A 26,690-nucleotide genomic window follows, 5' to 3' on the forward strand; every position below is an offset into this window, starting at 1 on the left:
AAAAAATACCTTATCGCTACCTTGAAGACGCAAACGAAGACCCGGTCACTGCAAGTGCAAGAAATCATGTCTGTCCGGTCTGATCGTGCCTCGTCGATCATGGCTACTCGGTATGACTCACGCAAGTCAATGAAAAAAAACGTCTTTTCGAGTTGGTGAAAAAATCGACAGTTTGACTTCAGGCCCCATTCCATATGGGTTTGCGAGGGGCAGGGGGGGTTGTCCACTGACTTATCCACAGCTTCTGTGGATTGTCCCAAGGACGCGCTCTGGCACGGGGTTGGTCGCCTCCGAAAGGGCAGACATCTGTCACCTGGGGCTAAACCCTCGGCCATTGCCGCCGATAACACTACCATGACCCTGATGCCGGTGCCTTATGTTCAACAACAAACTCAAGCAGCAACTCAGCGCCCAAGCCGACGAACTGGTGGAATTGCGTCAACTGGTAGCCGGCATGACCCACGAGATGCTCAGCCTGGACATCGATGCATCGCTGCGCATCATCGCCTGCAACGACTTGTTTGCGACCACTTTGGGCTATACCGAAGCCCAGCTGGTTGGCAGGCTGATGACCGAATTGGTCCCCACCTACGTGACCAAACTGCCGTGCTATAACAACTTCCGTGCGGCGGTGGCAGCGGGCACTTCGGTGTCGGACAACTATCGCTACCTCAGGGCGGACGGCAGCCTGGTCTGGGTCAATGCGCACTGGAAGCCCATCCGCAATGCGGCAGGTGTGCTGATGCACATCAAGTGCTTTGCCACCGATGTCACCAAGAGCATGGAGAAAGCAGCGGAGAACGCTTCGTTCATCGACGCCTTGCTGCGTTCCACGGCGGTCATCGAGTTCGACTTGAAAGGCACCGTGCTGTCGGCCAACGACCAGTTCATGCGCGGCATGGGCTATACCCTGGCGCAGGTGCAGGGCAAGCATCACCGCATGTTCTGCCACAGCGAAGAAACCAGTTCGCCGAGCTACACCGAATTCTGGGCAAACCTGAACCGCGGTGAGTTCGTCGCCGGGCGCTTCAAGCGCCTCGACAGCATGGGCCGCACCATCTGGCTCGAGGCGACCTACAACCCGGTCTACGACACCGAAGGCAAGCTCTACAAGGTGGTCAAGTTCGCTACCGTGGTCACCGAGCAGGTCGAGCGCGAGGCCGAGGTCAATCAGGCCGCGCAGACCGCCTATGAAATCTCGCGCAGCACCGACATCAGCGCCCAGCGTGGCGCGGTGGTAGTGACCGATACCGTGCAGACCATGCGCAAGATCGCCGACGACATGCAGTCCGCGTCCAGCGGTGTGGAAGCGCTGGGCAAGCAATCGCTGCTGATCAGCTCGATCATCCAGACCATCAGCAGCATCGCCCAACAGACCAACCTGCTGGCGCTGAACGCCGCCATCGAAGCGGCCCGCGCCGGCGAACAGGGGCGCGGGTTCGCCGTGGTGGCCGACGAAGTCCGGCAACTGGCGGGCCGGACCAGCACCGCCACCGACGAGATCGCCGCCGTGGTGCAGCAGAACCAGGCACTGGTCGACGGCACCGTGCGCGACATGGCCAACAGCAGGCAGCAGGCTGAGCAGGGCGTACAACTGGCCGGTCAGGCCGGTGACGTGATCGTCGAAATCCAGGACGGGGCGAAGAAAGTGGTGGAGGCGGTGGCACGTTTCACCAACCTCTGACGGCCTGTACGGCACCTTCGCAGCGGTTGTATTAGAATGGGCCACGTTCATTCAGCGAAGGTAATCGATATGACAGTCCAGACCGAAACCGCTCTGCTGGCGGGTGGCTGCTTCTGGGGCATGCAGGACCTGATCCGTCGTTATCCGGGCGTCCTGGAGACGCGGGTCGGGTACAGCGGCGGCGATGTCGCCAATGCGACCTACCGCAACCACGGCACCCACGCCGAAGCCATCGAGATCGTGTTCGATCCCAGCGTGATCGGCTATCGCCAGATCCTCGAGTTTTTCTTCCAGATTCACGACCCGTCCACGGCCAACCGCCAGGGCAACGATGTAGGCCTGAGCTACCGCTCGGCGATCTTCTACAACACCGAGGAGCAGAAACGCGTCGCACTGGAAACGATCGCCGACGTCGATGCCTCCGACCTGTGGCCCGGCAAGGTCGTCACCGAGCTTGTCCCGGCAGGTGATTTCTGGGAAGCCGAGCCCGAGCATCAGGATTACCTGGAGCGTATTCCCAACGGCTACACCTGCCATTTCGTACGTCCCGACTGGAAACTTCCCGCGCGCGGCTGATCTGGTTGCGCCAATAGCTAGACATATCCAGTAATAATTTCCCGGCGGTGGCGTTCATCACTGCCGGGACATCCATCCTGACGCCCCCTGCAACGACCCCTCTCCATCGTGCAGCCCGCACGCTCTGCGCTCTTCATACGCACTTATTCAGCCTGCGCGCTCGCTGGCAAAGACCAATGCTTCTGGTTGGCAGCCGCGAATGCTTGCCAAGTGCCATGAATTATCATTTACATTTTTTTGACATTTGCATAGCCTTGCGCCGCTTCCGCATTCAACGCGGTTTCGCACACAAGTTTGCGCGGCTTCCTACAGCCTGCATTCGAGTCTTCGCCCGGGGGGGGCAGACCGCCTTGTGTGGGTTCCTGAGGTCATGCCATGAATCATTTTCCGTTGCGCAGTGTTGCGCTGTGCATCTCTTTGTCCATTGCCGGCCTGGCGCAGGCTGCTCCGATTGCGCTGAATCTGCCCGCGCAGCCCTTGGGCGAAGCGCTGAACCAGTTGGGTCAGGCCAGCGGCCTGCAAGTGGTGTTCGAACCAGCGGCGATTGCCGGCAAGACGGCACCTTCGGTCACCGGCCGGATGGAACCCGCATTGGCACTGCAACGCCTGCTGGCCGGCAGCGGCCTGGTCGGTACGGTGCAGGGCGACGTGGTCAGCGTCACCGCGCCCGCTACAGCGTCCACTGGCGGCGCGGTGGAACTGGGCGCGACGGCCGTCTCGGCCGCCAGCAGTTCCATAGCCGGCACGGCCACTACCGAACACTCCGGCTCCTACACCACCGGCAGCATGAGCACCTCGACCGGGCTGCCGCTGTCGATCCGCGAAACCCCGCAGTCGGTCAGCGTCATCACGCGCCAGCGCATGGACGACCAGGGCATGAACGACCTCAACGATGTGGTCAAGTACGCGCCCGGCATCACCTTGCGCAAGTTTGGCGGCGACCGCCAGGCGTTCCAGGCGCGCGGGTTCAACATCGACAACATCATGTACGACGGCCTGCCGACCAGCATCGGCCAGTTCACCCTGGACACCATCGCCGGTGCCGACCTGGCTTTGTACGACAGGGTTGAAGTGGTGCGCGGCGCCACCGGCTTGATGACCGGTGCCGGCAGCCCGTCGGCAACCCTGAACCTGGTGCGCAAGCGTCCTACCGCTACCCCTCAGGTCAGCATCACCACCAGCGCCGGTACCTGGGACCGCTACCGCACGCAAGTGGATGCGTCGAACCGGCTCAACGAATCCGGCACCCTGCGTGGCCGGGTGGTGGCCGCCTACGAAGATGACAACAGCTACATCGACGAGCGTGAAAAGCAGCGCCAGACCTTCTACGGCGTATTCGAAGCGGACCTGAGCGAGGCGACTACCCTGACCCTCGGGGCTTCCAAGCAGCGCGATGATGCCACCTCTGACTGGGGCAGCCTGCCGTCAGGCCCGAATGGCGAAGACCTGCATCTGTCGCGCTCCACCTTCCTGAGCAATGACTGGGCCTACTGGGATCGGGACAACGTCAGCGTGTTCACCGACGTCACCCACCGCTTCGACAACGGCTGGACCGCCAAGGCTGCGGCCGCGAAGATATGGGCCGAGTCCAACACCTTTTCCAGCTATCTGACGGCGCCCCGCAATGGTGTGTACGGGCAGGCCACAGGCGCCTACGACACCACCGACGTGCAGACCAACGTGGATGCCTCGCTCGCTGGCCCGTTCCAGTTGTTCGGGCGCGAGCATCAGTTGACCCTCGGCGCGAGCCGTCGCCAGGAAAAGTTCGACCAGACCGGTGGCTACTGGAACGACTCCACGCCCATCGATATCTACAACTTCGATCCGGGTGTCATTGCCAAGCCTTCGCGCACTCGCAGCGACTATCGGCTCTACGAGAGCAAGAACACGGCAACCGAAAAGGGTGTCTACGCCGCCGCGCGTTTCAACCCGCTGGACCCGCTGCATATCATCGTCGGCAGCCGGGTCAGCTGGTATGACTACGACAACCGCTCGGGCACGGGTGATTACAAAGTGACCCAGGAAGTCACGCCCTACGCCGGCATCATCTATGACCTGAACGATACCTACTCGGTCTACGCCAGCTACACCGAAATCTTCAAGCCGCAGACGCAGCAGGATGTCGGCGGCACGGTGCTGGACCCGATGACCGGTGAAAGCTATGAGATCGGCATCAAGGGCGAGTACTTCGATGGCGGACTGAATGCGTCCGTGGCCATGTTCGACATGACCCAGCAAAACCGCGCCTACGCCATTCCTGATCAACCGGCCAGCTGCCGGGCCACCAACCGCACCTGCTACGAGGCTGCGGGCGAGGTACGCAGCCGTGGCCTGGATACCGAAATCAGTGGCGCCTTCACGCCCAACTGGCAGTTCTCGGCCGCCTATACCCTGGTGCTCAGCCAGTACGTGAAAGACCGTACCTACGAGAAAGGCAATCTGTTCGCGCCCAACCAGCCCAAGCATCTGTTCAAGGCCGCAACTACTTACCAATTCGAAGGTGCCTTGGACAGGTTGCGTATCGGTGCCGACGTGCTGGCGCAGAGCGCAACCTACGGCCGTGTCGGAACCGGTCATGCGGAGCAGGATTCCTACGCGGTACTGGGCTTGATGGCCGGCTATCGCTTCGACGAACACTGGGACGCCCGCGTCAACTTCAACAACGTGCTGGACGAGAAGTACTGGCAGGGTATTCCTACCGCGACCGGCAGTGGCACCTACGGCGACCCGCGCAACCTGATGTTCTCGCTGAAATGGTCGCTGTGATCCAGTGACCGAGAGGGCGGGCGTGCAATGCGCCCGCCCGTCGATCATCACAGGCATTCGTAGCAGATGCCCATACGTGTCAAGGCCGAAAGGGCGTGTACAGCTGGAATTGTGCCAATTCGCGCAACCCTGTATTCACCTTGAAACGGACGCTGTAAGGTCTGGCATGGGCCAGCTGTGAAGAGAGGCCCCTATCGGCACTGCCATAGGCGCGTTGTGGTGAACTGTCCACGGAGCACTTTTGAAAACACTCCTCATCATCGGCATCGGCGCTGGTCATCCCGAGCACGTCACGGTGCAGGCGGCGCGTGCCTTGGCACGGGTCGATGTGTTCTTCCTGATGGACAAGGGCGATCACAAGGGCAAGCTCAATGCCCTGCGCAAAGAGATCCTCGAGCGTCATGCAACGCCTGGGGCGTATCGGGTGGTCGAGGTGCGGCAGCCCGAGCGTCCGGCCGGGCCGGACTATCGGACGTCGGTGGATACCCTGAATGCGCGCAAGCAGGCGGCCTTCGAGCGGCTGCTCGATGATCAAGTGGCGGACGGGGAGTGCGCGGGCGTTCTGGTGTGGGGCGATCCGTCGCTGTACGACAGCACGCTGCGCATTGTCGAGGCGATCGCTGCCAACGGCGCGCGAGCGGTGCACTATGAGGTGTTTCCCGGGGTGACCAGTATTCAGGCACTGACCGCAGCGCACCGCATTACCCTGAACAGCATCGCGGGTGCCGTGCAGATCACGACCGGTCGACGCCTGGCGGCGGGGATGCCCGAGGGCGTCGACACGGTGGTGGTCATGCTCGATGCACAGGACAGCTTCAAGGCGCTGGTCGGCCAGGATCTGGATATCTATTGGGGAGCTTACGTCGGTACGGCCGATGAAGTGCTGCTGTCGGGAAGGCTGGACGACGTGGCGCAGACCATTGCCGATGCGCGGCAGCAGGCGCGTAGCCAGCATGGCTGGATCATGGACAGTTATCTGCTCAGGCGGCGTGTCTGAAGTTGCGCAGGGTTGCCGGACGCGGCTTGCGCCGCTGCTACAGGGGCTGTCTGGTGTTTTGCGGAGCTGCCGGACGCGGCTCGCGCCGCTGCTACAGGGGCTGTCTGGTGTTTTGCGGGGTTGCCAACGCGGCTTGTCGGTCTTGCGCGCGCGGATTTCGCGTTGCGCAGGCTTGTATTACGTAAACGCCAACGTCACCATCAGGGCACCCTGCGTTCCGCTGTGAGCCGATATGCCGACCCAGCCTCCCGAACATTTTCGCGCCCCCTCCGTACCTGAGGAGACACCCGCCCAAGATGCCGCCGAGCGCCTGCAGCTGGCTCTGGATACCGGGGCCATCGTCGGTACCTGGGTATGGGATGTTGCGGCCGACCACTTCAGTGCCGACGAACGCTTCGCCCGCACCTTCGGTCTGTCCGGCAAGGTCTGTGCCCAGGGCCTGCCGCTGGAGCAAGCGATGGCCAGCGTCCATCCGCAGGATCGCCCGCGGGTCGAAGCGGCCGTGTTCGAGACCCTCGGCAACGGCGGTCACTACCGTTGCGAGTATCGCGTGCTGCAGAGCGACGGCAGCTATCGCTGGATCGAAGCCAACGGCCACGTCGAATTCGACGAGGCGGGGCGTCCGCACCGTTTTCCCGGCGTGCTGCTGGACATCCAGCAACGCCGCAGCGCCGAGGCCGAGCGCGATCGCATGACCCACCTGCTGCGCACCTTCACCGCCGCGGTGCCCGGTGTGGTGTACGCCAAGGATCGCCAGGGCCGGATGCTGGTTGCCAATCGCGGCACCACCGAACTCATCGGCAAACCGCCCGAGCAATACATCGGCCGCACCGATATGGAGTTCCTGGAAGACAAGGTCCAGGCACGGGTGATCATGGAAACCGACCGGCGCATCATGGAAGGTCGGCACACCCAGGAGGTGGAAGAGGAGGTACGCCAGGCCGACGGCACCGCCGCGACCTGGCTGTCGCTGAAGACGCCTCTGCTCGACGAGGACGGCGAAGTCATTGGCCTGATCGGCTCCTCCATCGACGTCACCGCGCGCAAGAAGGCCGAGGCTGCGGTGCGCGAGCTCAATCAGACCCTGGAAGAGCGCGTGCGCATCGCCATTGCCGAGCGGGAAAAAGCCGAGGCAGCGTTGCACCAGGCGCAGAAGATGGAAGCCGTGGGCCAGCTTACCGGGGGTATCGCCCACGACTTCAACAACCTGCTGGCGGGCCTGTCCGGCAGCCTCGAATTGATGCACATGCGCTTGAAACAGGGCCGTACCGCTGACCTCGAACGCTACCTGGACGTAGCGCAGGGGGCGGTCAAGCGCGCCGCGTCACTGACTCATCGCCTGCTGGCGTTCTCCCGTCGGCAGACCCTGGCTCCGGTGCCCACCGACGTCAACGCGCTGATCCACGGCCTGGAAGAACTGGTGCGACGTTCGGTCGGACCCTCCATCGAACTGAGTGTGCGCCATACCCAGGGTCTGTGGACGGCGCTGATCGACCCGACCCAGCTGGAAAACGCCTTGCTCAACCTGTGTATCAATGCCCGCGATGCCATGCCCGGTGGTGGGCGGATCACCATCGAAACCGCCAATCAGTGGCTGCCTCACAGCGATGCATTCAATCACGAGGTACAGGCCGGCGAGTACCTGGTGGTTCACGTGACCGATAACGGTTCGGGGATGAGCGAGGAGGTCATGGCCAAGGTGTTCGAGCCGTTCTTCACCACCAAACCGGTGGGCGAGGGCACCGGCCTGGGTCTGTCGATGATCTACGGGTTTGCCAGGCAGTCCGGCGGACTGGTGAAGATCCAGTCACGGCCGGGGCTTGGCACGACGGTCAGCCTGTACCTGCCCAGGCATTGTGCCGGTATCGAGACAGAAGCGGTGGTGCCCAGTCAGGCGCCCATCGACCTGGGTGGCAGCGGGGAAACCGTGCTGGTGGTGGACGACGAAGCCTCGGTGCGCGGTTCCGTAGCCGAGCTGCTGGAAAGCCTGGGCTATGTGGTCCTGCAGGCCGGCGACAGCGCCCAGGGTCGAGACCTGCTGCAATCGGCTGCGCGCATCGACCTGCTGGTCACGGACGTAGGCTTGCCCGGCGGGCTCAATGGCCGGCAGATGGCCGAGCTGGGGCGCTCGGCCCGGCCAGGCTTGCCGGTGCTGTACATTACCGGCTACGCGCAGAACCTGGCGTTGGATCAGTGTCATCTGCAGCCCTGCACCGAGGTGCTGACCAAGCCGTTCGCCCTGGAGGCGCTGAGCGAGCGCGTGTGCATGCTTATCACGCAACGGCAGCCATGAAACCTGTTCTGCGGCCATGAAAAAGCCCCGCCATGGCGGGGCTGCTCACAACCAGCGGGCTCATCGAGTCAACCTGGCGTTCAGGATCGCGTCGCGCACCAGCGGCCGGCAGGCTTCGACGAAGGCGATCAACTGGCTGGCCGGGATTGTGCCCAATGCACTGACAGGGGTATGGCGGATGGTGTTATATTCCTGCGCTGACATGGCGGATACCTCTCAAGGGTTTCATTCGATGTGTCACCCGAGCCGCCGGGACTCTCACCTCCCGGTGGCTCTCCTTTACTTGGTTCGCCGGGCACGTGAAATTGTTCAATCTTTAAGATGGCCAGTCGCCGTACGGTATGTTAGGCCCTTCCCCTGCTCTATTCGGTAATCACTCCCTCGCGAACACCATGGCCTTGAGGCCGCTGGCTGGATCTATGTCGGCAAACTCAGGTGGGTTGTCCAGGCGCCGCTGCAGGCGCAGCTGCGGTGCTTCGCGGCGCAGCTCGTCGACGAGAAATTCAGGGCCCAGCGCCGGGTCGTTCATGCACGCCAGCACCACGCCCGATTCGCTGAGCAGTTCCGGCAGGCGGCGCAGTACCCGCTGGTAATCCTTGGTCAGCAGGAAGCTGCCTTTCTGGAACGACGGCGGGTCGATGATCACCATGTCGTAAGGGCCGTCCTTGCCGACCCGGCCCCAGGACTTGAACAGATCGTGGCCCAGAAAGCTGACCTTGCCCAGGTCGTGGCCATTGAGGTGGTGGTTCTCGCGTCCCCGGGTGAGGGCGGCGCGAGACATGTCGAGGTTGACCACATGGGCTGCGCCGCCAGCGATGGCGGCCACCGAGAAACCGCAGGTGTAGGCGAACAGGTTGAGCACACGTCGACCCTGGGCGTTTTCGCGTACCCAGTCGCGACCGTGGCGCATGTCGAGAAACAAGCCGTTGTTCTGTTTACGCCCCAGGTCGATGCGGTACTGCAGGCCGTTCTCGACCAGGATCACCTGCTCTTGCGCTTCTCCGATCAGCCAGTGCACGTCGCTGCCGGGCAGGTAGCGATGCTGCAGGGCCAGACCGCGCGCACCGCTGGCGGCCCACGCCGGTTGCTGCGCCAGTCGGGCAAGCAGCTGTTGCAAGCCTGCCAGCTGTTCGGCAAGCGGCTCCTTGAACAGCGACACCAGCACGATGCCCTGCAGCCAGTCCACGGTCAGTTGCTCCAGCCCCGGCCAGCGCCGACCGCGGCCGTGAAGCAACCGGCGAGTTTCCAGCGGCGGCTGGGCGAGGGCTTGCAGCAGGTGTTGGTGCAAGGTGGCGAGGGCGTCGGCGTTCATGGCAAGGATCACGGCTTCGAAGGGCCGGCATTCTACGTCAGCTCAGGTATTTTTCGAACCAGCCCAGCGTGCGCTCCCAGGCCAGGTCGGCGGCGGCCTTGTCATAGCGTGGGGTCGAATCGTTGTGGAAGCCATGGTTGGCGCCGGGATAGATGTACGCCTCGTAGGTTTTGCCTGCCGCCTTGAGCGCTGCCTCGTACGCGGGCCATCCTTCGTTGATGCGCGTGTCCAGTTCGCCGAAATGCAGCAGCAGCGGCGCCTTTATCTTCGCTACATCCTTGGAATCGGCCTGACGGCCATAGAACGGCACCGCGCACGCCAGCTCGGGATAGGCCACCGCCGCCGCATTGGACACACCGCCGCCATAGCAGAAACCGGTCATGCCGACCTTGCCCGTGGCACCCTCGTGCGCCATCAGCCAGGGGATCGCAGCGAAGAAATCATTCATCAGTTTGGTCGGGTCGACCTTCTCCTGCAGCGCCCGACCCTTGTCGTCGTTGCCCGGATAGCCGCCGACCGAGGTCAGGCCATCCGGGGCCAGGGCCATGTAGCCGGCCTTGGCGACCCGCCGTGCGACGTCTTCGATATAAGGGTTGAGTCCGCGGTTCTCATGCACCACCACCACGCCTGGCACCTTGCCGGTGGCCTGGGCCGGCCGCACCAGGTAGCCACGCACCTGGCCATGGCCATTGGGCGAGGGGTAGGTGACGTATTCGGCCACGATCTGTGGATCGGTGAATTCCACCTGCTGGGCCAATGCATAGTTCGGGCTCAGGCTGGCCAGCAATGCGCCTGCCGTCAGCCCCCCAAAGGTGAACAGCGCCGCGCGGTCGAGGAACTCGCGGCGGTTGATCTTGCCATGGGCATAGAAGTCGTACAGTTCCAGCAACTCGGGGGAAAAATCCTTGGCACTGAGGCGATCCATCGGGCACTCCTATCGGAAGACACCAAGCGGTGAGGGTTGCACTCATTAAAGCAGCGTTTCGCACCCTGGCCAGCGCTTCGCGCGTCAGCGGCGATGCAGCAGGTTCCAGTGGTCCGCGACCTGGCCCATGGTCTTGGCTTCGCCACTTTTGAGCCAGGCCATGAAGGGGCGGTCGAAATGAAAGTTCGGGCCGCATGCCTCGGTCAGGAAACGCCGCACGTTCTGAGTGTTGCGATAGCCTCTGTCCAGGGGGGTGTAACGGGTGATGGGAGCACTGTGCCAGTCGAAGTTCATGAATCGCTATCCTTCGCGAAAAGATCATTGAGTATAGGGGAGGGGGCGAGCCGCGCCTGCACGCTGACGTCGTGCACGCCATCATGCACAGGGCACTTTTCCTGTGCCGCGTTTTGCCTCAGAGTCTGTGAATCGCCAATAGTGCCAAACGTCGACGGAAGGATGATGAGCGAAGATCAGTGGAGCCAACGCATGCAAGACAACGGCTGGCTGTGGAACCCTGCCCAGACTGGCGCGCAGGCGCCGTGCCTGATCCTTGCGCACGGTGCCGGCGCGCCGATGGACAGTGCCTTCATGAACAGCATGGCCGAGCGGCTGGCCGCTGGCGGGGTCAGCGTGGTGCGCTTCGAGTTTCCCTACATGGCCCAGCGCCGCAGCGGCGGCAGCAAGCGTCCACCCAGTCCGCAGGCAAGCCTGCTGGAAAGCTGGCGACAGGCCTATGCCCTGGTGCGACCGCTGGTGACGGGAACCCTGGCCGTGGGGGGCAAATCGATGGGCGGACGGATGGCCAGCCTGCTGGCGGACGAACTGGGTGCCGATGCACTGGTGTGCCTGGGGTATCCCTTCTACGCGGCCGGCAAGCCGGAAAAGCCGCGAGTCGAACACCTGGCCGACCTGCGCACGCCAACCCTGATCATCCAGGGCGAGCGCGATGCGTTGGGCAACTGCGAGACAGTGGCAGGCTATGAGTTGTCGGAGCAAGTCGAGCTGTACTGGCTCAGCGCCGCCGATCATGACCTCAAACCCTTGAAGTCATCCGGGTTCAGCCACGACCAGCATCTGCAGACCGCGGCTGACCGGATCGTGGCCTTCCTGTCCTGACACGCCTGGCCGACAGGCAGCCAGCCACGCAGGCTTGGCCGCCACGGCGAGGGTCGCTCAGCGGTTGAAGCGCTCCACCAGCGAGTACTGGCTGTTGGCGGTCTTGGTCAACTCTTCACTGAGCAGTGCCGAGTTCTGCGCCTGTTCGCTGGTTTCATCGGCCAGGTGCGAGATGGTGGTGATGTTGCGGCTGATCTCCTCGGCCACTGCACTTTGCTCTTCAGTGGCTGCGGCGATCTGGGTGGTCATGTCGGTGATGTTGGCGACCGCCTCGCTGATGCCGATCAACGCTTTGTCGGCTTCCAGCACGCGGGCCACGCCTTCCTCGGCCTGACGGTGGCCGGCATCCATGGTCTGCACGGCATTGTTGGCGGTCTGCTGCAGCTTGGCGATGAGCCCATGGATCTGCCCGGTCGACTCGCTGGTGCGTTGTGCCAGCTGACGCACCTCGTCGGCGACCACGGCGAAGCCGCGGCCCATTTCGCCGGCGCGTGCCGCTTCGATGGCTGCGTTGAGCGCCAGCAGGTTGGTCTGGTCGGCGATGCCTTTGATCACATCCACCACGCCGCCGATCTCGTCGCTGTCCTTGGCCAGCTGAGTCACGGTCTGCCCGGTTTCCCCGACGACCACCGACAAGCGCTGGATCGCCTCGCGGGTTTCGCCGGCGATGTCGCGCCCGCGGCTGGTCAGGCGGTTGGCCTCCTGGGTGGCGTCGGCAGTGCGCTGCACATGGCTGGCCACTTCCTGGGTAGTGGCCGCCATCTGGTTCACCGCAGCGGCTACCTGCTCGGTTTCCAGGCGCTGACGGTCCAGGCCCTGGGAGCTCTGGTGTGCAAGGGCGTCGGATTGCCGGGCTTGACCGGTCAGGTGCTCGGCGGTGTCCTGCAAACGGGTCAGGCAGGTCTTCAAGCGCGCTTCCTGGCTCAGAATGGCCATTTCCAGGCGCGCCTGGGCGCCCCGGCTGTCGGTGTACATCTGCGCGATGAGGGGGTCCGAGGTGGTCTGGTCCGCCAGATCGAGCAGGCGCTTCATCCCACGCTGCTGCCAGCTCAGGCCCATCAGGCCCAGCGGCAGCGACAGCCCGGCAGCCAGGGCGAACCCCCACGAGGTATCCAGCCAGGTGCCGATCATGAAACCAACCTGGCTGACCAGAATGAACGGTACCCAGTTCTGCAGCACCGGCATCCAGCGATCGCGGCCGGGTACCGCCGACCTGCCGTTGTTCAAGCGTTCGTAGAGCGACTGGGCACGGCGGATCTGCTCGGCCGTCGGCTTGATCCTGACCGATTCGTAACCCACCACCTGCTTGTTTTCCAGCACTGGGGTGACGTAGGCGTTGACCCAGTAGTAGTCGCCGTTCTCGCAACGGTTCTTGATGATGCCCATCCATGGCAGGCCCTGGCGCAGCGTCGCCCACATGTGCTCGAACACCGCCGAAGGCACGTCCGGGTGGCGCACGGTGTTGTGCGGCGCGCGAATCAGCTGCTCGCGGGTGAACCCGCTGATCTCCACGAAAGCATCATTGCAGTAGGTGATCATTCCTTGGGTGTCGGTCGTAGAAATCAGGCGCTGCTGGGCAGGAAAAGTCCGTTCGCGCTGAGTGATAGGCTGATTGTTACGCATGAGTGTCCATTCATTCCGTGGGGCTTTGACAGGTTCTCGGCCAGGTCGGGAAAAGATTGAATCGGATATCGGCGAAGGGAGGGGGAGGGGCTTGGAAAGTGATTGCTGAGCAGGCCCGGAAACCGCAGCCTGCTTACGGCAGGGAAGGGTCAAAGGGCCTGGATGACGGCGCTCATGTGAGCCTGCAGGTCGGCGATCGGGTCGTCGCTTTCCTCGGCCAGCACCAGCAGCTTGCTGCCTGCGGCAGTGATCACCGCCTTGACCGCTTCGGGCGGTTGGCGATGGTCGATGACCAGGGCTACGTCGTTGTCCTTGAGCGTCATGCTCAGGCTTTCCAGCTGCGCGGTGTCCCATTGTTCGTCGTTGAGCACCTGGGTGGCCACCGTGTCCAGATTGAGACCGGCTGCAAGGTAGGCGAAGCGATCACTGAGGCTGACCACGCTGACATTGTCCGCCTTTGCCAGGCGCGCCTCGCTGTCGGCGCTGAGCTTGAGCAGTTGCTGTTTGAGCGCGGCCAGGTTGGCGTCGATCCGTGGTTTGGCGGTGGGGGCCAGGCGTACCAGGTCGGCAGCCATGACATCGGCCATGCGCCCCATGTTGTTGCTCGACAGCCACGGCTGACTGTTCAGTCCGCCCACGCCCGGCTGTACCGCGATACCAGGCAGCACCCCGTCGACCGGGCGCGCCGCGTCGATCTCGACGATGCGAATGTTGCTGCGGCGCGCCAGCGGGTACAGGGAATCGTCCGGCCATAGCGAACGCAGCCCGATCACCGCATCGGCGGAGCCGGCCAGTCCGGCCAGGGCTTGTGCGCCGCGGCCGGTGAAATAGGCATTCTGCCGGGAGCCGGGCAGGTTGGCAGCGGCCGCGCGTTGCAGTTGCACGCCGCTGTCCTTGAGCAGCAGTTGGCCCAGGCCGTAGGTGATCGGCAGGCTGGCGAGGACTTTCACCGGCTCCGCCGCCTGGATCGCAGGTGCGAGCGCCGCACACAGGGCCAGGGCCGCTGTCAGTTTGCGCAGAGTAGGCATTTATCCGATGTTCCCTTTGAGGCTGGGCAAGGTGCCGCGGGCGATGGCGGCGAGAGCGAAGGCGATGCCTGCAACCAGGATGATGGCGGCCCCGGAAGGCACCGGCAGATCGAAGAGGATCGGCAACAGGATTCCGCACAGGGTGCTCACCGTGGCAATGATCACCGAGATCCAGAAGAAGCCCTTGAGCGACTGGCTCAGCAGCCGTGCCGCCGCTGCCGGAATCACCAGCAGCGCACCGACCAGGATCGCGCCGATGACCTTCACCGCTGCCACGGTGATCAGCGTCACCAGAATCACGAACAGGTAGTCCAGTGCTTTCACCGCCACCCCGCGCACTGCGGCCAGCTGCGGATTGAAGCTGGCCAGCATGATGCGGTTGTACAGCGGCAGGCTCAGGCTCAGGACCAGGGTACCGACCACTGCCAGTACCAGCAGATCGTTGCCGTTCACGGTCAGCACGGAGCCGAACAGCACGTTCTCGAGGATGTGCACGTTGATCTTGCCGGCCAGGGTCAACAGCAGGCTGGCACCCAGGGCCAGCGAGACCGACAGAAACACGCCGATCAGCGTGTCCGGCGCCAGGCCGGTGCGATTGCGCAGGTAATTGAGCACGATGCCGAACAACAGGCAGTAGCCGAACAGGCTGCCATAGGGCCCGGTATAGGGTTCGCCGAGCAAAATGCCGATGGCCACGCCGGTCAGCGCGGCATGCCCCACCGCTTCGGAAAAGAACGCAAAGCGCTTGACCACCACCAGCGTTCCCAGCCCACCCAGTACCGGACCGATCAGCAGCCCGGCGATCAAGGCGTTGACCACGAAACCGTAGGCCAGTGCAGCAGGCAGATAGCCGTCCGAGGCAAGGCCCTGGATGGCCAGGCGGAACTGTTCGTAGTCCATCAGGCGAGGCCTCCGGCGCGTGGATGGGTGGAGAACAGCGTCAACAGCCGGTCTGGCGTCAGTGCATCGGCTGGCTTGGCGTCGAACAGCACGCGTCGATTGAGCCCGGTGACGTGGTCGGCCAGACGCTTGACCGCTTCCAGGTCGTGCTCGATCCACATGACGGTAATGCCAGCCTGCTGCCAGTCCAGCAACAGCCGCTCGAACACCTGGATGCCGGCTTCGTCCAGCGCCGACATGGGCTCGTCGAGGATCAGCAGCTGCGGCGCCGGGATCAACCCCTGCGCCAGCAGCACGCGCTGGCGTTCACCGCCCGACAACGCGCCCATGCGGCGCTTGCGCTTGTCCTGCATGCCGACGCGCTCCAGCGCATCGCCAATGGCCCCGGCATAGCGTTTCGACAGGCCGAGAAAGGCGGGCCGACGCTGGCACATGGCAGCCATGAAATCGTCGACCGTCATCGGCAGGCCACGGTCGAATTCCAGTGCCTGCGGAACATAGCCAATCACTCCGGGGCTGCCTGGCCACTGCAAGCTCAACTGGCCACGATGGGGCATCTGCCCCAGCAGGGTCTTGATCAACGAGCTCTTGCCACCGCCATTGGGTCCGACCAGCGCGTGCACGCTGCCGCTGGCCACGCGAAAGGAGACCTGGTCGAGAATCAGCGTGCGGCCCAGCACCAGGCCCACTTCGGCGAACTCGATGGCGGGGCCGCTGCGGGCGAGGGCGAGGGGTTCGGCGGCCGTCATGCGCCAGCCTCCTGGATGGCCCGGACCACGGTGTCGAGGTTGCCGCCCATTTCCTTCTCGTACTTGTCGGCGCTGTACTCGCCATAGGAGATGTGCGAGAGGGGGTACATCTTCACTCCCGACTCTCGCTGGATGGTTTCGACATAGGTCGAAGGGAAATCCATTTCCGAGAAGATCACCTTGACGTCCAGTTCACGCAGCTGGTCGATGGTCTTCTTCAGCTGGCTGGGGCTGGGCTCGATGCCGTGCGCCGGCTCGACCACGGCGGTCACTTCCAGGCCGAACTCGCGCAGCAGGTAGTCGTAGGCCGCGTGTACCGTGGCCACCCGCAGCTCGGCGTTGGGCGCCTGGGTCAGCTTGGCCAGGGCGTCGGCGCGCAGGGTGCGCAGGCGCTTGCCGTAGGCCCGGGCATTGGCGGTGTAGAACTTGGCGTTGTCCGGGTCGAGCTTGCCCAGTTCGCGGGCGATGTTGTTGACCTGGGCGATAGAGGCACTGATGGACAGGAACGTGTGCGGATTGACCACTTTGCCGGCGCCACGCGCCATCGTCCCGGTGGCCGCCAGCAGGGGCACGTCGGCATTGGCCTCGATCACGTGGATATCGGGTTTCTCGCTGGCTTCGATCATGCGGTCGGCAAAATCGTCATGGCCGACGCCATTGAGCACGATCACGTCCAGGCTGCCGATGCGCTTGATGTCGTCGGCGCGTGGCTCGTAGGCATGGGGGTTGAACCCGGCCGGGATCAACGGCACCACTTCGGCCTTGTCGCCGACGATGTTCGCTACATAGCTGTAGTAGGGGTGCAGTGTGATGCCGATACGCAGCGGCTTGCCGTCGGCGGCCCAGGCGGTGCTGGCGAACAGGGTGCCCAGCACGGCAACGGACAGGAGTCGCAGCAACGGACGGCGGGCGATAGATCTGGGCATGAAGAATCCTGGTGAAGAGGGCGTATTCAATGGCGATGCTGGCGGGTGACACCGGTGTCGAACTGGGCGATGACCTGCTGCCAGCCGGTGTCGGCAAGCGACGTGTCGTCCAGCAGCGCCGGTGCACTGGCGGAGGGTGCGCGGTTGAGCCAGACATCGGCGTCCGCGCCGTTCATGCGCAGCAGGAACGAGCCCGCCACCTCTGGCGCCTGGCTCAGGCCCACGTAGGCACCCTGGACCATCTGCCAGGCGTGGCTGCCGCGGCTGACCGAGCTGGCGTCCTGGGCGAAGGGTGGGAAGCCCTCGCGGGCCAGTTGCTCGGGCGTGACCGGATCGGACTGTTCCTCGGCCAGCAGGCGGACCTCGTCGAGGGTCACTCGCAGGTCGGCGTAGATGCCCTGTTCGGCGGCGCTCAGGTCGCGTCGGGCGTCGAGCTGGTGGGACGGTACCGCGACGGCTTCGTGGCTGACCCCGTGCCAGGACACGACGCCGGCCGCCGCCAGCAGGATGAACAGGCACAGCAGGCCGACGTACAGGGTTTCATGGCCCGCACCGGCCGGGCGCACGATGTGCGTGACGGGCGTGCTCATGGTGCCTCGATGTCGGCTTGGTCGATTTCGACGACGTGGCCGGGGCCGGCATCGAACAGCACATAGAACTCGGCATCCGGACGCTTGAAGGTCACGGTCGAATCGCTGCCCAGCTTGCCGGGTACCAGGATGCTTTCGTCATAGCCGACCACGTCTAGGGTCACCCCCGGCGCGCCGCTGCCATCGGAAAATCCGCCGGTGCAGCGGATCTGCTGGTCGTCGATCTGCTTGCATTCGCACATCGGGTTGTGCGCCAGGGCCACGCCGCTGCAGGCGGCAGCGAGCAGCCCCAGTGCCAGGGCGGGCCAGCGGATGAATGAAACGCGGGTCATGGTCGGGTTCCTTGACGGTTCAGCCAGGCCACCGTCGCGGGTGATGCCTGGCTCAATGGAATGGAGGTCTGGTGCATCGAGCCGTCCCAGCCTTCCATGGTGATCCACAGCTGAGCATCGGCCTGGGTTTTGGCCGGCACTGGCAACCCGGCGAACATGCGGTAGCCACTGCCGAAGAAGATCACGCCTGCAGCCCTCAGGCTGCGTGGCTTGCCGATGCGCAGGTAGGTGGCCTTGACCTGGTCGATGCAGGTCTTGCACAGGGCCGCGTTGAAGTACTTGATGTCCTGGCCGCTTTCGGCGGTCGGGCCTTCGATGCGGCGTTCGGCCAAGGTCAGGCTCCACGGCCCGACGGCGATGTCGCCTACTGTCCGCTCGCCCAGGCCGCTGTCGCCGCGATCCATGGCGTTCTCGGCGAAATAGTGCGGCATGAAGCTCAGCGGGATGAACACCAGCAGCACGTTGATATGGAACCGCCACTTGCGCCAGAAACGCGACAGGGGCGAAGGCGTGGGGGCACTGAGGACTCGGCTCACAGGCTGCGCTCCGCGGTCTTGTGGGCAATCGGGTGCAGGCTGCCGACGGGCGTCTGCGCAGTTTCGTGGCGGGCGCCGCGCTTGAACGCCTGGGCAGTGGCCAAGGCGGTGCGCTTGCTCCAGATCATCAGGCCGCTGAGCACCATCATGCTCAGCAGCAGACCGAAGAAGGCCCAGATCAGCTTGATCCACAGCCCGCCGAAGTCACCGGTGTGCAGCGGCCGCATGGACTCGGTTACGAATTCCAGTGCATTGCGGTCGCCCAGCAGGTGCGAGCTGATCAACTGCCCGGTGTAGGGGTTGATACTGGCGGTCTGGAACATCAGCGGGTACCAACTGCGGCCACCCACTTCCATCGGGCTGTAGGCGTTGAGCGGCAGCGACACGTAGCTGGCATCAAGGCCCGGCACTTGCTGCTTGACCACGGCAATGGCCTGCTCGACCGGGATCATCGGTGCCGGCGTGCCGTCGGCCACCAGCGGCACGTCGGCTCGGGCAATCACCGAGGTGACCGGCGAGTAGCTGGAGATGCTGATCTGGTTGTCGTAGAGGATGGCGCGAATCAGGAACCACACGCCGGTAATGGCGATGACCGCGATGAACCAGATCGACCAGATACCGCTGAGGCGGTGGAAGTCACCCCAGAACACCCGTGCGCCCTGGTTCAGGCGCAGGGTGGGCTTGAGAAAGCCCTTCCAGAACTTCTTGTAGACCACCAGGCCGGTGATCAGGGACACCAGCAGCGGCAGGCCGAGGAACGACACCAGGTACCAGCCCCAGGAGAAGCCGTTGGTGAAGGGCACCAGCCACCAGCCGTGCAGGGCGCGGGTGAAGGCCGGGAAGTCGAACGCCGGACTGACGCCTTGCAGCACGCCGGTATAGGGGTTCACATAGACCGTTGGCGAGCGGCCGTCCGGGTAGGTGACACTGGCGTTGACGGCGAAGTAGTCGCCGTCGGGGTGAACGAGATTGCTGACTCGCAGCTCGGGATGATCGCGCTCGATGGAGGCCATCAGTTGGTCGTAGTTCAACGGCTGGGCGTCGTCGGACGGTTTGTTGGCACGCATTTCCGGATTGATCAGCCACATGATTTCGGTGCTCACCACGGCCAGGGTGCCGGTCACACATACGATCAGCACGAAAAACCAGATCGGCAGGGCCAACCAGCTGTGCACCAGGAACCAGATTTTCGAGCGGGATTTCTTGGACATGGGAAAACGTTCTCGATTCACGAAGCCGGTCGCCTGACGAGCAGGTCGCGGATCCAGTGAACAGGTGGCCACAGATTTGGAAGGCCGCTATTGCACTGGATAAACAAGAATGAGAACAAGAACCAAATGAATTACGGGTGCAATCATTTGAAACCTAATGTTTCAGAAAGCGCTGCAGGCCCCGTTGTGGTTGATACCCGCCGGTCAACGGGAGCAATCCCTTCGATCCCCCGTAGGAGCGGTCCGCGGCCGCGAACCAGACACCGCGGCATGTCAGATCATCCGCGGTGTTCTTTTCGCGGCCGCTGACCGCTCCTACAGATGCTTTACACCACCGGGTTCCCAATCAACTGGCGCAAGACGTAGTGCAGGATACCGCCGGAACGGAAATACTCCACTTCGTTGAGGGTGTCGATCCGGCACAGCAGTTCGACGGTTTCCTGCTGGCCGTTCTCACGGCGGATTCGCAGGTCCAGACGCATGTGCGGCTGCAGCCGGGCACCACTCAAACCGACGATGTCCAGGGTCTCGCGGCCGGTCAGGGCGAGGCTCTTGCGGCTCTGCCCGTCGGTGAACTGCAAGGGGAGCACGCCCATGCCCACCAGGTTGGAACGGTGGATACGCTCGAAACTCTCCGCCACCACGGCCTTGACGCCCAGTAGATTGGTCCCCTTGGCAGCCCAGTCGCGGCTCGAACCGGTGCCATACTCCTGGCCGGCAATGATCACCAGCGGTGTGCCGGCCTGCTGGTAGCGCATGGCCGCATCGTAGATCGGCAGCTTCTCGCCCGTAGGAATGAACAAGGTGTTGCCGCCTTCTTCACCCCCGAGCATTTCGTTGCGGATACGGATGTTGGCAAAGGTCCCGCGCATCATCACTTCGTGGTTGCCCCGGCGCGACCCGTAGGAGTTGAAATCACGCGGTTCCACGCCCTTGTCGCGCAGATAACGGCCCGCCGGACTGTCAGCCTTGATGTTGCCCGCAGGGGAGATGTGGTCAGTGGTGACCGAATCCCCCAGCAAGGCCAGAATGCTTGCGCCCTGCACGTCGGCGATCACGGGTGCGGGACCGGCGATATCCTCGAAAAACGGTGGATGCTGGATGTAGGTCGAATCGGCCTGCCAGACGTAGGTAGGCGCCTGCGACACTTCGATTGCCTGCCATTGCGCATCGCCGGCGAACACCTCGGCGTACTCCTTGTGGAACATCGCGGTGTCGACCTTGGCCACTGCGTCGGCAATCTCCTGCTGGGTGGGCCAGATGTCGCGCAGGTAGACCGGCTGGCCGTCACTGCCGGTGCCCAAGGGTTCACTGCTGATGTCGGTACGCACACTGCCGGCCAGGGCGTAGGCGACTACCAGTGGTGGTGAGGCCAACCAGTTGGTCTTCACCAGCGGGTGCACCCGGCCCTCGAAGTTGCGGTTGCCCGAGAGCACCGAAGCCACGGTCAGGTCCGCGCTCTGGATGGCTTGCTCGATAGGCTCGTCCAGCGGCCCCGAGTTGCCGATGCAGGTGGTGCAGCCATAACCGACCAGGGCGAAGCCCAGCGTGTCCAGATACTGGGTCAGGCCCGCAGCCCGATAGTAGTCGGTGACCACTTTGGAGCCGGGGGCCAGGGAAGTCTTGACCCACGGCTTGGTGGTCAGGCCTTTTTCGACCGCCTTCTTCGCCACCAGCCCGGCGGCCATCATCACGCTGGGGTTGGAGGTATTGGTGCACGAGGTGATGGCCGCAATGACCACTGCGCCGTGCTGCAGACTGTGCGTCTGGCCGCGCCAGGTATACGGCGTGCCCTCTGTCTGGTCGGCGTTGCCCACCGCCACGCCACCGCCGCCCTCGCTTTCCAGGCGGCCTTCTTCCTTGCTGGTCGGCTTGAGCTGCAGGCCGATGAAATCGTCGAACGCCGCGCTGACCTTGGGCAGTGCCACGCGATCCTGCGGGCGCTTCGGCCCGGCCAGGCTGGCCTCGACCTCACCCATGTCCAGCCCCAGGGTATCGCTGAATACCGGTTCCTGGCCGGGCAGGCGCCACATGCCCTGCGCCTTGCAATAGGCTTCGACCAATTGCACGGTGGCTTCCGGGCGTCCGGACAGGCGCAGGTAACCCAGGGTCACCTCATCCACCGGGAAGAAACCGCAGGTGGCACCGTACTCCGGCGCCATGTTGGCAATGGTCGCGCGGTCGGCCAGGGGCAGATCGGCCAGGCCATCACCGTAGAATTCGACGAACTTGCCCACGACGCCTTTCTTGCGCAGCATCTGCGTCACGGTCAGTACCAGGTCGGTGGCCGTGATGCCTTCCTTGAGCTTGCCGGTAAGCTTGAAGCCAATGACCTCGGGAATCAGCATCGACACCGGCTGGCCGAGCATGGCGGCTTCCGCTTCGATACCGCCGACGCCCCAGCCCAGTACCCCCAGGCCGTTGATCATGGTGGTGTGGGAGTCGGTACCCACCAGGGTGTCGGGAAAGGCGTAGGTGCGGCCGTCTTCTTCCTTGGTCCAGACGGTGCGGCCAAGGTATTCGAGGTTGACCTGGTGGCAGATGCCGGTGCCCGGCGGGACCACGCTGAAGTTGTCGAACGCGCTCTGACCCCAGCGCAGGAACGCATAGCGCTCGCCATTGCGCTCCATCTCGATGTCGACGTTTTCCTCGAATGCCTGCCCGGTGGCATAACGGTCGACCATCACCGAATGGTCGATCACCAGGTCCACCGGCGACAACGGATTGATTCGCTGCGGGTCACCGCCGGCCTTGGCCACGGCCGCGCGCATGGCGGCGAGGTCGACCACCGCCGGTACCCCGGTGAAATCCTGCATCAGCACCCGTGCCGGGCGGTATTGAATCTCGCGATCGGAGCGGCGCTCCTGCAGCCAATCGGCCAGGGCCTGGAGGTCGGCACCGGTCACGGTCTTGCCGTCTTCCCAGCGCAGCAGGTTCTCCAGCAGGACCTTGAGCGACATCGGCAGTTTCTGCAGGTCACCCAGGCTGTTGGCAGCATCGGGCAGGCTGAAGTAGTGATAGGACGTGCCCGCGACGTCGAGCGTCTTCAGGCTTTTCAGGCTATCGAGGGAGGACATGGATCAGCTCCTTTTCACGCCCGCACGGCACGGGCTGGATAAACAGGTTGTTTCAGTCAGGGACTTCCAGTGCATGCTCAGGGTTCCGATTTCCTTTATCATGCGCCGATTTGAGCCCCCCGGCGGTGAAAGTCCCTTTATGAATACGCTGTTTATGCATTGCCGCCCCGGCTTCGAAGGCGAGGTCTGCTCGGAGATCGCCGAACACGCCGCACGGCTGGGGGTTGCCGGGTATGCCAAGGCGAAGCCGCTGACCGCCTGCGCCGAATTCATCTGCCATGAACCGGCCGGTCCGGCGCGGTTGATGCGCGAGTTGCGTTTTAGTGACTTGATATTTCCACGGCAGTGGGCAAGGGGCGATTTCGTGCAGTTGCCCGAAACCGACCGCATCAGCGTGCTGCTCGACCACCTGGCGGCCTATCCAGTGTGCGGCAGCCTGTGGCTGGAAGTGCTCGACACCAACGATGGCAAGGAGCTGTCGAATTTCTGCAAGAAGTTCGAGGCGCCGCTGCGCAAGGCCTTGCTCGGTGCTGGCAGGCTAGTGGACGATCCTGCCTTGCCGCGCCTGTTGCTGACGTTCAAGAGTGGTCGCGAAGTCTTCCTGGGTGTGGCCGACGCGGGTAATTTCGCCATGTGGCCCATGGGCATTCCGCGGCTCAAGTTCCCCCGCGAAGCGCCCAGCCGCTCGACCCTGAAACTCGAAGAGGCATGGCATCACTTCATTCCCCGCGAGCAATGGGACGAACGCCTGCACGGCGACATGACCGGTGTCGACCTGGGCGCCGCACCTGGTGGCTGGACCTACCAGCTGGTACGCCGCGGCATGCTGGTTACCGCTATCGACAACGGGCCGATGGCGCAGAGCCTGATGGACACCGGATTGGTGACCCATCTGATGGCCGACGGCTTCACCTATCGGCCCAAGCAGACGGTGGACTGGATGGTCTGCGACATCGTCGAGAAGCCGGCGCGCAACGCCGCCTTGCTGGAAACCTGGCTGGGCGAGAACCTCTGCCGCGAAGCGGTGGTCAATCTGAAGCTGCCGATGAAGCAGCGCTATGCCGAAGTCCGGCGCTTGCTCGAGCGCATCGAAGAGGGTTTCAAGGCGCGCGGCATCAAGGTCCAGATCGGCTGCAAGCAGCTGTACCATGACCGCGAGGAAGTCACCTGCCACCTGCGTCGACTCGACGGCGGCCGGCGCTGATCGATCCGAGCGCTGCGGCCTGACGTCGCACGCTGCACTCGGACCGCGCGCTGGCGCTACACTGTTGGTTTCGAACGTGCGCCTGAATGCCCGCTTGACCTGGAGCTTTTCATGACCCAAACCTTGCCTGCCGACCGTACCCTGGATGCCACCGGCCTGAGCTGTCCGGAACCGGTGATGATGCTGCACCAGCATGTGCGCGACCTGCCTGCGGGCGGTCTGCTGAAAGTCATCGCCACTGACCCCTCGACCCGTCGCGACATTCCCAAGTTCTGTGTATTCCTGGGCCATGAGCTGGTTCAGCAGGACGAGGAGGGCGGTACCTACCTCTACTGGATCCGCAAGAAAAGCGACTGATCGCCTCACAGCGCCGGTCGTTCGGCGCACATACCCAGTTGCAGGCGAGCTGGGTATAATCGCCCCCTTTTTTCCAGGTGCCTGGCCATGTTGTCTGAAATTCATGCCTTTCTCGGCTGCCCTACGCCCGATGCCTGGGTCCAGGCCGCGCTGGCCGACCAGCACACCCTGCTGATCGACCACAAGAACTGCGAATTCAAGGCAGCCTCCACGGCCCTGAGCCTGATCGCCAAGTACTGCACCCACGCCGATCTGATCAACATGATGTCGCGCCTGGCCCGCGAGGAGTTGGTGCACCACGAGCAGGTCCTGCGCCTGATGAAGCGCCGCAAGATCGAACTGCAACCCCTGTCGGCGAGCCGTTATGCCTCGTCGCTGCGCAAGCAGGTGCGCAACCACGAGCCCGTCAAGCTGGTCGACACCCTGGTGGTTGGCGCTTTCATCGAAGCGCGCAGCTGCGAGCGTTTCGCGGCCCTGGTGCCGCATCTGGACGAAGAGCTGGGCACCTTCTACAACGGCCTGCTCATGAGCGAAGCGCGGCATTACCAGGGCTATCTTAAACTGGCGCATCAATACGGCGATGCCGCCGATATCGCCCAGACCGTCGACAGGGTTCGCGTGGCCGAAGCCGAACTGATCGAAACGCCCGACCCCGAATTTCGCTTCCACAGCGGTGTGCCGGCCTTCGCCTGACCGCTGCCGATGACGCGCTCCCAGGATCGCGTCCCGAGACTTCCCGCCCCTCGATAGCACAGCGGCGTGTATTGACAGGCCTTTCGCTGACGTTTACGTTAACGTAAAGCACCAGGAAGTCGATCGACGTGAGCGCGACCTACAGCATTTCCGACATAGCCCAGTTGTTGGACGTAACGCCCAGGACCCTGCGTTTCTATGAAGAGCAGGGCATGGTCACGCCGACGCGCCGTGGCCAGGAGCGGATCTATGCGCCGCGCGACCTGGTGGCGATGAAACTGATCCTGCGCGGCAAGCGCATCGGCTTCTCCCTGGCCGAATGCAAAGAGCTCATAGACATGTACGACCCGTCGGGCAACCGCAAGCAACTCGACCGTTTTCTGGAGAAGATCACCGAGCGCCGGGCGCAGTTGCAGCAGCAGATGCTGGACATCGAACAGATGCAGGTGGAGCTCGACACCGCTGAAGAACGCTGCCGCGCCGCGCTGCAGACTTGACCGGAGCGCGCCCGCGCGCGGTGCCCCCTGTAACGTTTCCTGCAAGATGATTGTGCTCAACAGCTTTCTCCCCAAAAAAAACAACAAGTGGGTGGCGAACATGATTTCAGTACCGGGACTGGATTTCTTCCTTGGCGAAGACATCGACATGCTGCGCGATTCCGTGGCCGCCTTCGTGGCGCGCGAGATCACCCCGCGTGCCGCCGAGGCCGATCGCAGCGACCAGTTTCCTGCCGACCTGTGGCGCAAGTTCGGTGACATGGGCCTGCTGGGCCTGACCGTGGCCGAAGAGTGGGGCGGGACGGGCATGGGCTACCTGGCGCACATGGTCGCCATGGAGGAAATCTCCCGCGGCTCCGGAGCCATCGGTTTGTCCTACGCCGCCCATTCCAACCTCTGCGTCAACCAGATCAACCGCAACGGCACTGCCGAACAGAAGGCCCGCTACCTGCCGAAGCTGATCAGCGGCGAACACATCGGTGCACTCGCCATGAGCGAGCCCAACGCTGGTTCCGACGTGGTTTCCATGCGCTTGCGCGCCGACCTCAAGGGCGACCGCTACGTGCTCAACGGCACCAAGATGTGGATCACCAACGGCCCGGACTGCGATGTGCTGGTGGTCTACGCCAAGACCGACATGGCGGCCGGCGCCAAGGGCATCACTGCGTTCATCCTGGAGAAAGGCGCGCCTGGCTTCAGCGTCGCGCAGAAACTCGACAAGCTGGGCATGCGCGGCTCGCACACCGGCGAGCTGGTGTTCCAGGACGTCGAAGTGCCGCTGCAGAACGTGCTGGGCCAGACGGGGCAGGGCGTCGGTGTGCTGATGAGTGGCCTGGACTACGAGCGCGCCGTGCTCAGCGGTGGCCCCCTGGGGTTGATGCAGGCGGCCATGGACCTGGTGTTGCCGTACGTCCACGATCGCCAGCAGTTCGGCCAGAGCATCGGCGAGTTCCAGCTCATCCAGGGCAAGCTGGCCGACATGTACACCACCCAGCAGGCATGCCGGGCTTACCTCTACGCCGTGGGCCGGCACCTCGATGCACTGGGCCAGGCACCCGTGCGCCAGGTGCGCAAGGACTGCGCCGGGGTCATTCTGTATGCCGCCGAAAAAGCCACCTGGCTGGCCGGTGAAGCCATCCAGATCCTGGGCGGCAATGGCTACATCAACGAATTTCCCGCCGGGCGGCTATGGCGTGACGCCAAGCTGTACGAGATCGGCGCAGGCACCAGCGAGATCCGTCGCATGCTGATCGGCCGCGAGCTGTTCGAGCAGACCCGCTGAGCCCGCAACCGCTGAC

At 63.7% G+C, this 26,690-nt stretch carries 25 protein-coding genes; 11 read left to right on the forward strand and 14 right to left on the reverse strand.

Annotation, left to right across the window (positions count from 1 at the left end):
* Positions 1 to 376 precede the first annotated feature (376 nt).
* From ONG87_RS07585 to ONG87_RS07605, 5 genes are all read left to right on the forward strand, one after another.
* Positions 377 to 1,684: a PAS domain-containing methyl-accepting chemotaxis protein gene (locus tag ONG87_RS07585; RefSeq protein ID WP_122478883.1), complete on the forward strand. Its 1,308-nt coding sequence runs from the start codon at positions 377 to 379 to the stop codon at positions 1,682 to 1,684.
* Between the two features lie 69 nt (positions 1,685 to 1,753).
* On the forward strand, positions 1,754 to 2,260 hold the full coding sequence (gene msrA, locus ONG87_RS07590) for a peptide-methionine (S)-S-oxide reductase MsrA (RefSeq protein WP_264382557.1): 507 nt from the start codon (positions 1,754 to 1,756) through the stop codon (positions 2,258 to 2,260).
* Between the two features lie 375 nt (positions 2,261 to 2,635).
* Positions 2,636 to 5,026 (forward strand): TonB-dependent siderophore receptor, encoded by a 2,391-nt coding sequence (locus tag ONG87_RS07595; protein ID WP_264382558.1) that lies wholly within the window; start codon positions 2,636 to 2,638, stop codon positions 5,024 to 5,026.
* 241 nt (positions 5,027 to 5,267) lie between these two features.
* Positions 5,268 to 6,023, forward strand: coding sequence for a precorrin-6A synthase (deacetylating) (cobF, locus tag ONG87_RS07600; protein WP_264382559.1), 756 nt, complete (start codon positions 5,268 to 5,270; stop codon positions 6,021 to 6,023).
* 232 nt (positions 6,024 to 6,255) lie between these two features.
* A complete protein-coding gene (locus ONG87_RS07605; RefSeq protein WP_264382560.1) occupies positions 6,256 to 8,316 on the forward strand; it encodes a PAS domain-containing sensor histidine kinase in 2,061 nt (686 codons plus the stop codon).
* A gap of 60 nt (positions 8,317 to 8,376) precedes the next feature.
* Here ONG87_RS07605 and ONG87_RS07610 read toward each other — a convergent pair whose 3' ends face one another.
* From ONG87_RS07610 to ONG87_RS07625, 4 genes are all read right to left on the reverse strand, one after another.
* Positions 8,377 to 8,520: a hypothetical protein gene (locus ONG87_RS07610; RefSeq protein ID WP_163007599.1), complete on the reverse strand. Its 144-nt coding sequence runs from the start codon at positions 8,518 to 8,520 to the stop codon at positions 8,377 to 8,379.
* Between the two features lie 169 nt (positions 8,521 to 8,689).
* A complete protein-coding gene (locus ONG87_RS07615; protein ID WP_264382561.1) occupies positions 8,690 to 9,628 on the reverse strand; it encodes a class I SAM-dependent methyltransferase in 939 nt (312 codons plus the stop codon).
* Positions 9,629 to 9,665: 37 nt separating this feature from the next.
* Complete coding sequence (gene yghX / locus ONG87_RS07620) at positions 9,666 to 10,553, reverse strand: YghX family hydrolase (RefSeq protein ID WP_264382562.1); 888 nt, start codon at positions 10,551 to 10,553, stop codon at positions 9,666 to 9,668.
* An 84-nt stretch (positions 10,554 to 10,637) separates the two neighbouring features.
* The gene (locus tag ONG87_RS07625; RefSeq protein ID WP_122478872.1) at positions 10,638 to 10,847 is read right to left on the reverse strand and encodes a DUF6434 domain-containing protein; all 210 of its coding nucleotides are present in this window, start codon (positions 10,845 to 10,847) and stop codon (positions 10,638 to 10,640) included.
* Between the two features lie 165 nt (positions 10,848 to 11,012).
* Here ONG87_RS07625 and ONG87_RS07630 point away from each other — a divergent pair, with 165 nt between their 5' ends.
* A complete protein-coding gene (locus ONG87_RS07630; RefSeq protein WP_244652173.1) occupies positions 11,013 to 11,669 on the forward strand; it encodes an alpha/beta family hydrolase in 657 nt (218 codons plus the stop codon).
* A gap of 57 nt (positions 11,670 to 11,726) precedes the next feature.
* Here ONG87_RS07630 and ONG87_RS07635 read toward each other — a convergent pair whose 3' ends face one another.
* From ONG87_RS07635 to acnA, 10 genes are all read right to left on the reverse strand, one after another.
* Positions 11,727 to 13,292, reverse strand: a complete 1,566-nt coding sequence (locus ONG87_RS07635) for a PAS domain-containing methyl-accepting chemotaxis protein (RefSeq protein ID WP_264382563.1) — start codon at positions 13,290 to 13,292, stop codon at positions 11,727 to 11,729.
* A gap of 149 nt (positions 13,293 to 13,441) precedes the next feature.
* Complete coding sequence (locus ONG87_RS07640; protein ID WP_122800523.1) at positions 13,442 to 14,320, reverse strand: zinc ABC transporter substrate-binding protein; 879 nt, start codon at positions 14,318 to 14,320, stop codon at positions 13,442 to 13,444.
* A complete protein-coding gene (locus ONG87_RS07645; RefSeq protein WP_192047585.1) occupies positions 14,321 to 15,223 on the reverse strand; it encodes a metal ABC transporter permease in 903 nt (300 codons plus the stop codon).
* On the reverse strand, positions 15,220 to 15,969 hold the full coding sequence (locus tag ONG87_RS07650; protein WP_264382564.1) for a metal ABC transporter ATP-binding protein: 750 nt from the start codon (positions 15,967 to 15,969) through the stop codon (positions 15,220 to 15,222). The genes ONG87_RS07645 and ONG87_RS07650 overlap by 4 nt, the downstream gene beginning before the upstream one ends.
* Entirely contained in the window at positions 15,966 to 16,895 is a 930-nt protein-coding gene (locus tag ONG87_RS07655) for a metal ABC transporter substrate-binding protein (protein WP_122478859.1), read from the reverse strand. Before ONG87_RS07655 ends, ONG87_RS07650 begins: the two co-directional genes overlap by 4 nt.
* Before the next feature lie 26 nt (positions 16,896 to 16,921).
* Complete coding sequence (locus tag ONG87_RS07660; protein ID WP_192176138.1) at positions 16,922 to 17,485, reverse strand: DUF6162 family protein; 564 nt, start codon at positions 17,483 to 17,485, stop codon at positions 16,922 to 16,924.
* On the reverse strand, positions 17,482 to 17,817 hold the full coding sequence (locus tag ONG87_RS07665; RefSeq protein WP_122478856.1) for a hypothetical protein: 336 nt from the start codon (positions 17,815 to 17,817) through the stop codon (positions 17,482 to 17,484). Before ONG87_RS07665 ends, ONG87_RS07660 begins: the two co-directional genes overlap by 4 nt.
* A complete protein-coding gene (locus ONG87_RS07670) occupies positions 17,814 to 18,353 on the reverse strand; it encodes a thiamine pyrophosphate-binding protein (protein ID WP_122478854.1) in 540 nt (179 codons plus the stop codon). Before ONG87_RS07670 ends, ONG87_RS07665 begins: the two co-directional genes overlap by 4 nt.
* Entirely contained in the window at positions 18,350 to 19,564 is a 1,215-nt protein-coding gene (locus ONG87_RS07675; RefSeq protein ID WP_264382565.1) for a PepSY domain-containing protein, read from the reverse strand. The genes ONG87_RS07670 and ONG87_RS07675 overlap by 4 nt, the downstream gene beginning before the upstream one ends.
* A 326-nt stretch (positions 19,565 to 19,890) precedes the next feature.
* Positions 19,891 to 22,641: an aconitate hydratase AcnA gene (gene acnA / locus ONG87_RS07680; protein WP_264382566.1), complete on the reverse strand. Its 2,751-nt coding sequence runs from the start codon at positions 22,639 to 22,641 to the stop codon at positions 19,891 to 19,893.
* Positions 22,642 to 22,780: 139 nt separating this feature from the next.
* On the opposite strand from acnA, the gene rlmM reads away from it, so the two are divergent.
* From rlmM to ONG87_RS07705, 5 genes are all read left to right on the forward strand, one after another.
* A complete protein-coding gene (gene rlmM, locus ONG87_RS07685) occupies positions 22,781 to 23,845 on the forward strand; it encodes a 23S rRNA (cytidine(2498)-2'-O)-methyltransferase RlmM (RefSeq protein ID WP_264382567.1) in 1,065 nt (354 codons plus the stop codon).
* A gap of 111 nt (positions 23,846 to 23,956) precedes the next feature.
* Complete coding sequence (tusA, locus tag ONG87_RS07690) at positions 23,957 to 24,202, forward strand: sulfurtransferase TusA (RefSeq protein ID WP_122478845.1); 246 nt, start codon at positions 23,957 to 23,959, stop codon at positions 24,200 to 24,202.
* Positions 24,203 to 24,289: 87 nt separating this feature from the next.
* Positions 24,290 to 24,895 (forward strand): tRNA-(ms[2]io[6]A)-hydroxylase, encoded by a 606-nt coding sequence (locus ONG87_RS07695; protein WP_122478844.1) that lies wholly within the window; start codon positions 24,290 to 24,292, stop codon positions 24,893 to 24,895.
* A 128-nt stretch (positions 24,896 to 25,023) separates the two neighbouring features.
* A complete protein-coding gene (locus ONG87_RS07700) occupies positions 25,024 to 25,392 on the forward strand; it encodes a MerR family DNA-binding transcriptional regulator (protein ID WP_122478842.1) in 369 nt (122 codons plus the stop codon).
* Positions 25,393 to 25,495: 103 nt separating this feature from the next.
* Positions 25,496 to 26,674 (forward strand): isovaleryl-CoA dehydrogenase, encoded by a 1,179-nt coding sequence (locus tag ONG87_RS07705; protein ID WP_264382838.1) that lies wholly within the window; start codon positions 25,496 to 25,498, stop codon positions 26,672 to 26,674.
* Positions 26,675 to 26,690 lie beyond the last annotated feature (16 nt).

The sequence above is a fragment of the Pseudomonas sp. MM227 genome, from assembly GCF_947090715.1.
Lineage (GTDB): Bacteria > Pseudomonadota > Gammaproteobacteria > Pseudomonadales > Pseudomonadaceae > Aquipseudomonas > Aquipseudomonas baltica.

Excerpts from the sequence above, each read along its gene's own strand:
- ONG87_RS07585 (WP_122478883.1), top strand. The coding sequence starts at position 377 with ATGTTCAACAACAAACTCAAGCAGCAACTCAGCGCCCAAGCCGACGAA.
- ONG87_RS07675 (WP_264382565.1), bottom strand. The coding sequence starts at position 19,564 with ATGTCCAAGAAATCCCGCTCGAAAATCTGGTTCCTGGTGCACAGCTGG.
- tusA (WP_122478845.1), top strand. The coding sequence starts at position 23,957 with ATGACCCAAACCTTGCCTGCCGACCGTACCCTGGATGCCACCGGCCTG.
- ONG87_RS07605 (WP_264382560.1), top strand. The coding sequence starts at position 6,256 with ATGCCGACCCAGCCTCCCGAACATTTTCGCGCCCCCTCCGTACCTGAG.
- ONG87_RS07610 (WP_163007599.1), bottom strand. The coding sequence starts at position 8,520 with ATGTCAGCGCAGGAATATAACACCATCCGCCATACCCCTGTCAGTGCA.
- ONG87_RS07615 (WP_264382561.1), bottom strand. The coding sequence starts at position 9,628 with ATGAACGCCGACGCCCTCGCCACCTTGCACCAACACCTGCTGCAAGCC.
- ONG87_RS07595 (WP_264382558.1), top strand. The coding sequence starts at position 2,636 with ATGAATCATTTTCCGTTGCGCAGTGTTGCGCTGTGCATCTCTTTGTCC.
- ONG87_RS07650 (WP_264382564.1), bottom strand. The coding sequence starts at position 15,969 with ATGACGGCCGCCGAACCCCTCGCCCTCGCCCGCAGCGGCCCCGCCATC.
- msrA (WP_264382557.1), top strand. The coding sequence starts at position 1,754 with ATGACAGTCCAGACCGAAACCGCTCTGCTGGCGGGTGGCTGCTTCTGG.
- ONG87_RS07630 (WP_244652173.1), top strand. The coding sequence starts at position 11,013 with ATGAGCGAAGATCAGTGGAGCCAACGCATGCAAGACAACGGCTGGCTG.
- ONG87_RS07625 (WP_122478872.1), bottom strand. The coding sequence starts at position 10,847 with ATGAACTTCGACTGGCACAGTGCTCCCATCACCCGTTACACCCCCCTG.
- ONG87_RS07635 (WP_264382563.1), bottom strand. The coding sequence starts at position 13,292 with ATGCGTAACAATCAGCCTATCACTCAGCGCGAACGGACTTTTCCTGCC.
- ONG87_RS07695 (WP_122478844.1), top strand. The coding sequence starts at position 24,290 with ATGTTGTCTGAAATTCATGCCTTTCTCGGCTGCCCTACGCCCGATGCC.
- acnA (WP_264382566.1), bottom strand. The coding sequence starts at position 22,641 with ATGTCCTCCCTCGATAGCCTGAAAAGCCTGAAGACGCTCGACGTCGCG.
- yghX (WP_264382562.1), bottom strand. The coding sequence starts at position 10,553 with ATGGATCGCCTCAGTGCCAAGGATTTTTCCCCCGAGTTGCTGGAACTG.
- ONG87_RS07640 (WP_122800523.1), bottom strand. The coding sequence starts at position 14,320 with ATGCCTACTCTGCGCAAACTGACAGCGGCCCTGGCCCTGTGTGCGGCG.
- ONG87_RS07665 (WP_122478856.1), bottom strand. The coding sequence starts at position 17,817 with ATGACCCGCGTTTCATTCATCCGCTGGCCCGCCCTGGCACTGGGGCTG.
- rlmM (WP_264382567.1), top strand. The coding sequence starts at position 22,781 with ATGAATACGCTGTTTATGCATTGCCGCCCCGGCTTCGAAGGCGAGGTC.
- ONG87_RS07655 (WP_122478859.1), bottom strand. The coding sequence starts at position 16,895 with ATGCCCAGATCTATCGCCCGCCGTCCGTTGCTGCGACTCCTGTCCGTT.
- ONG87_RS07660 (WP_192176138.1), bottom strand. The coding sequence starts at position 17,485 with ATGAGCACGCCCGTCACGCACATCGTGCGCCCGGCCGGTGCGGGCCAT.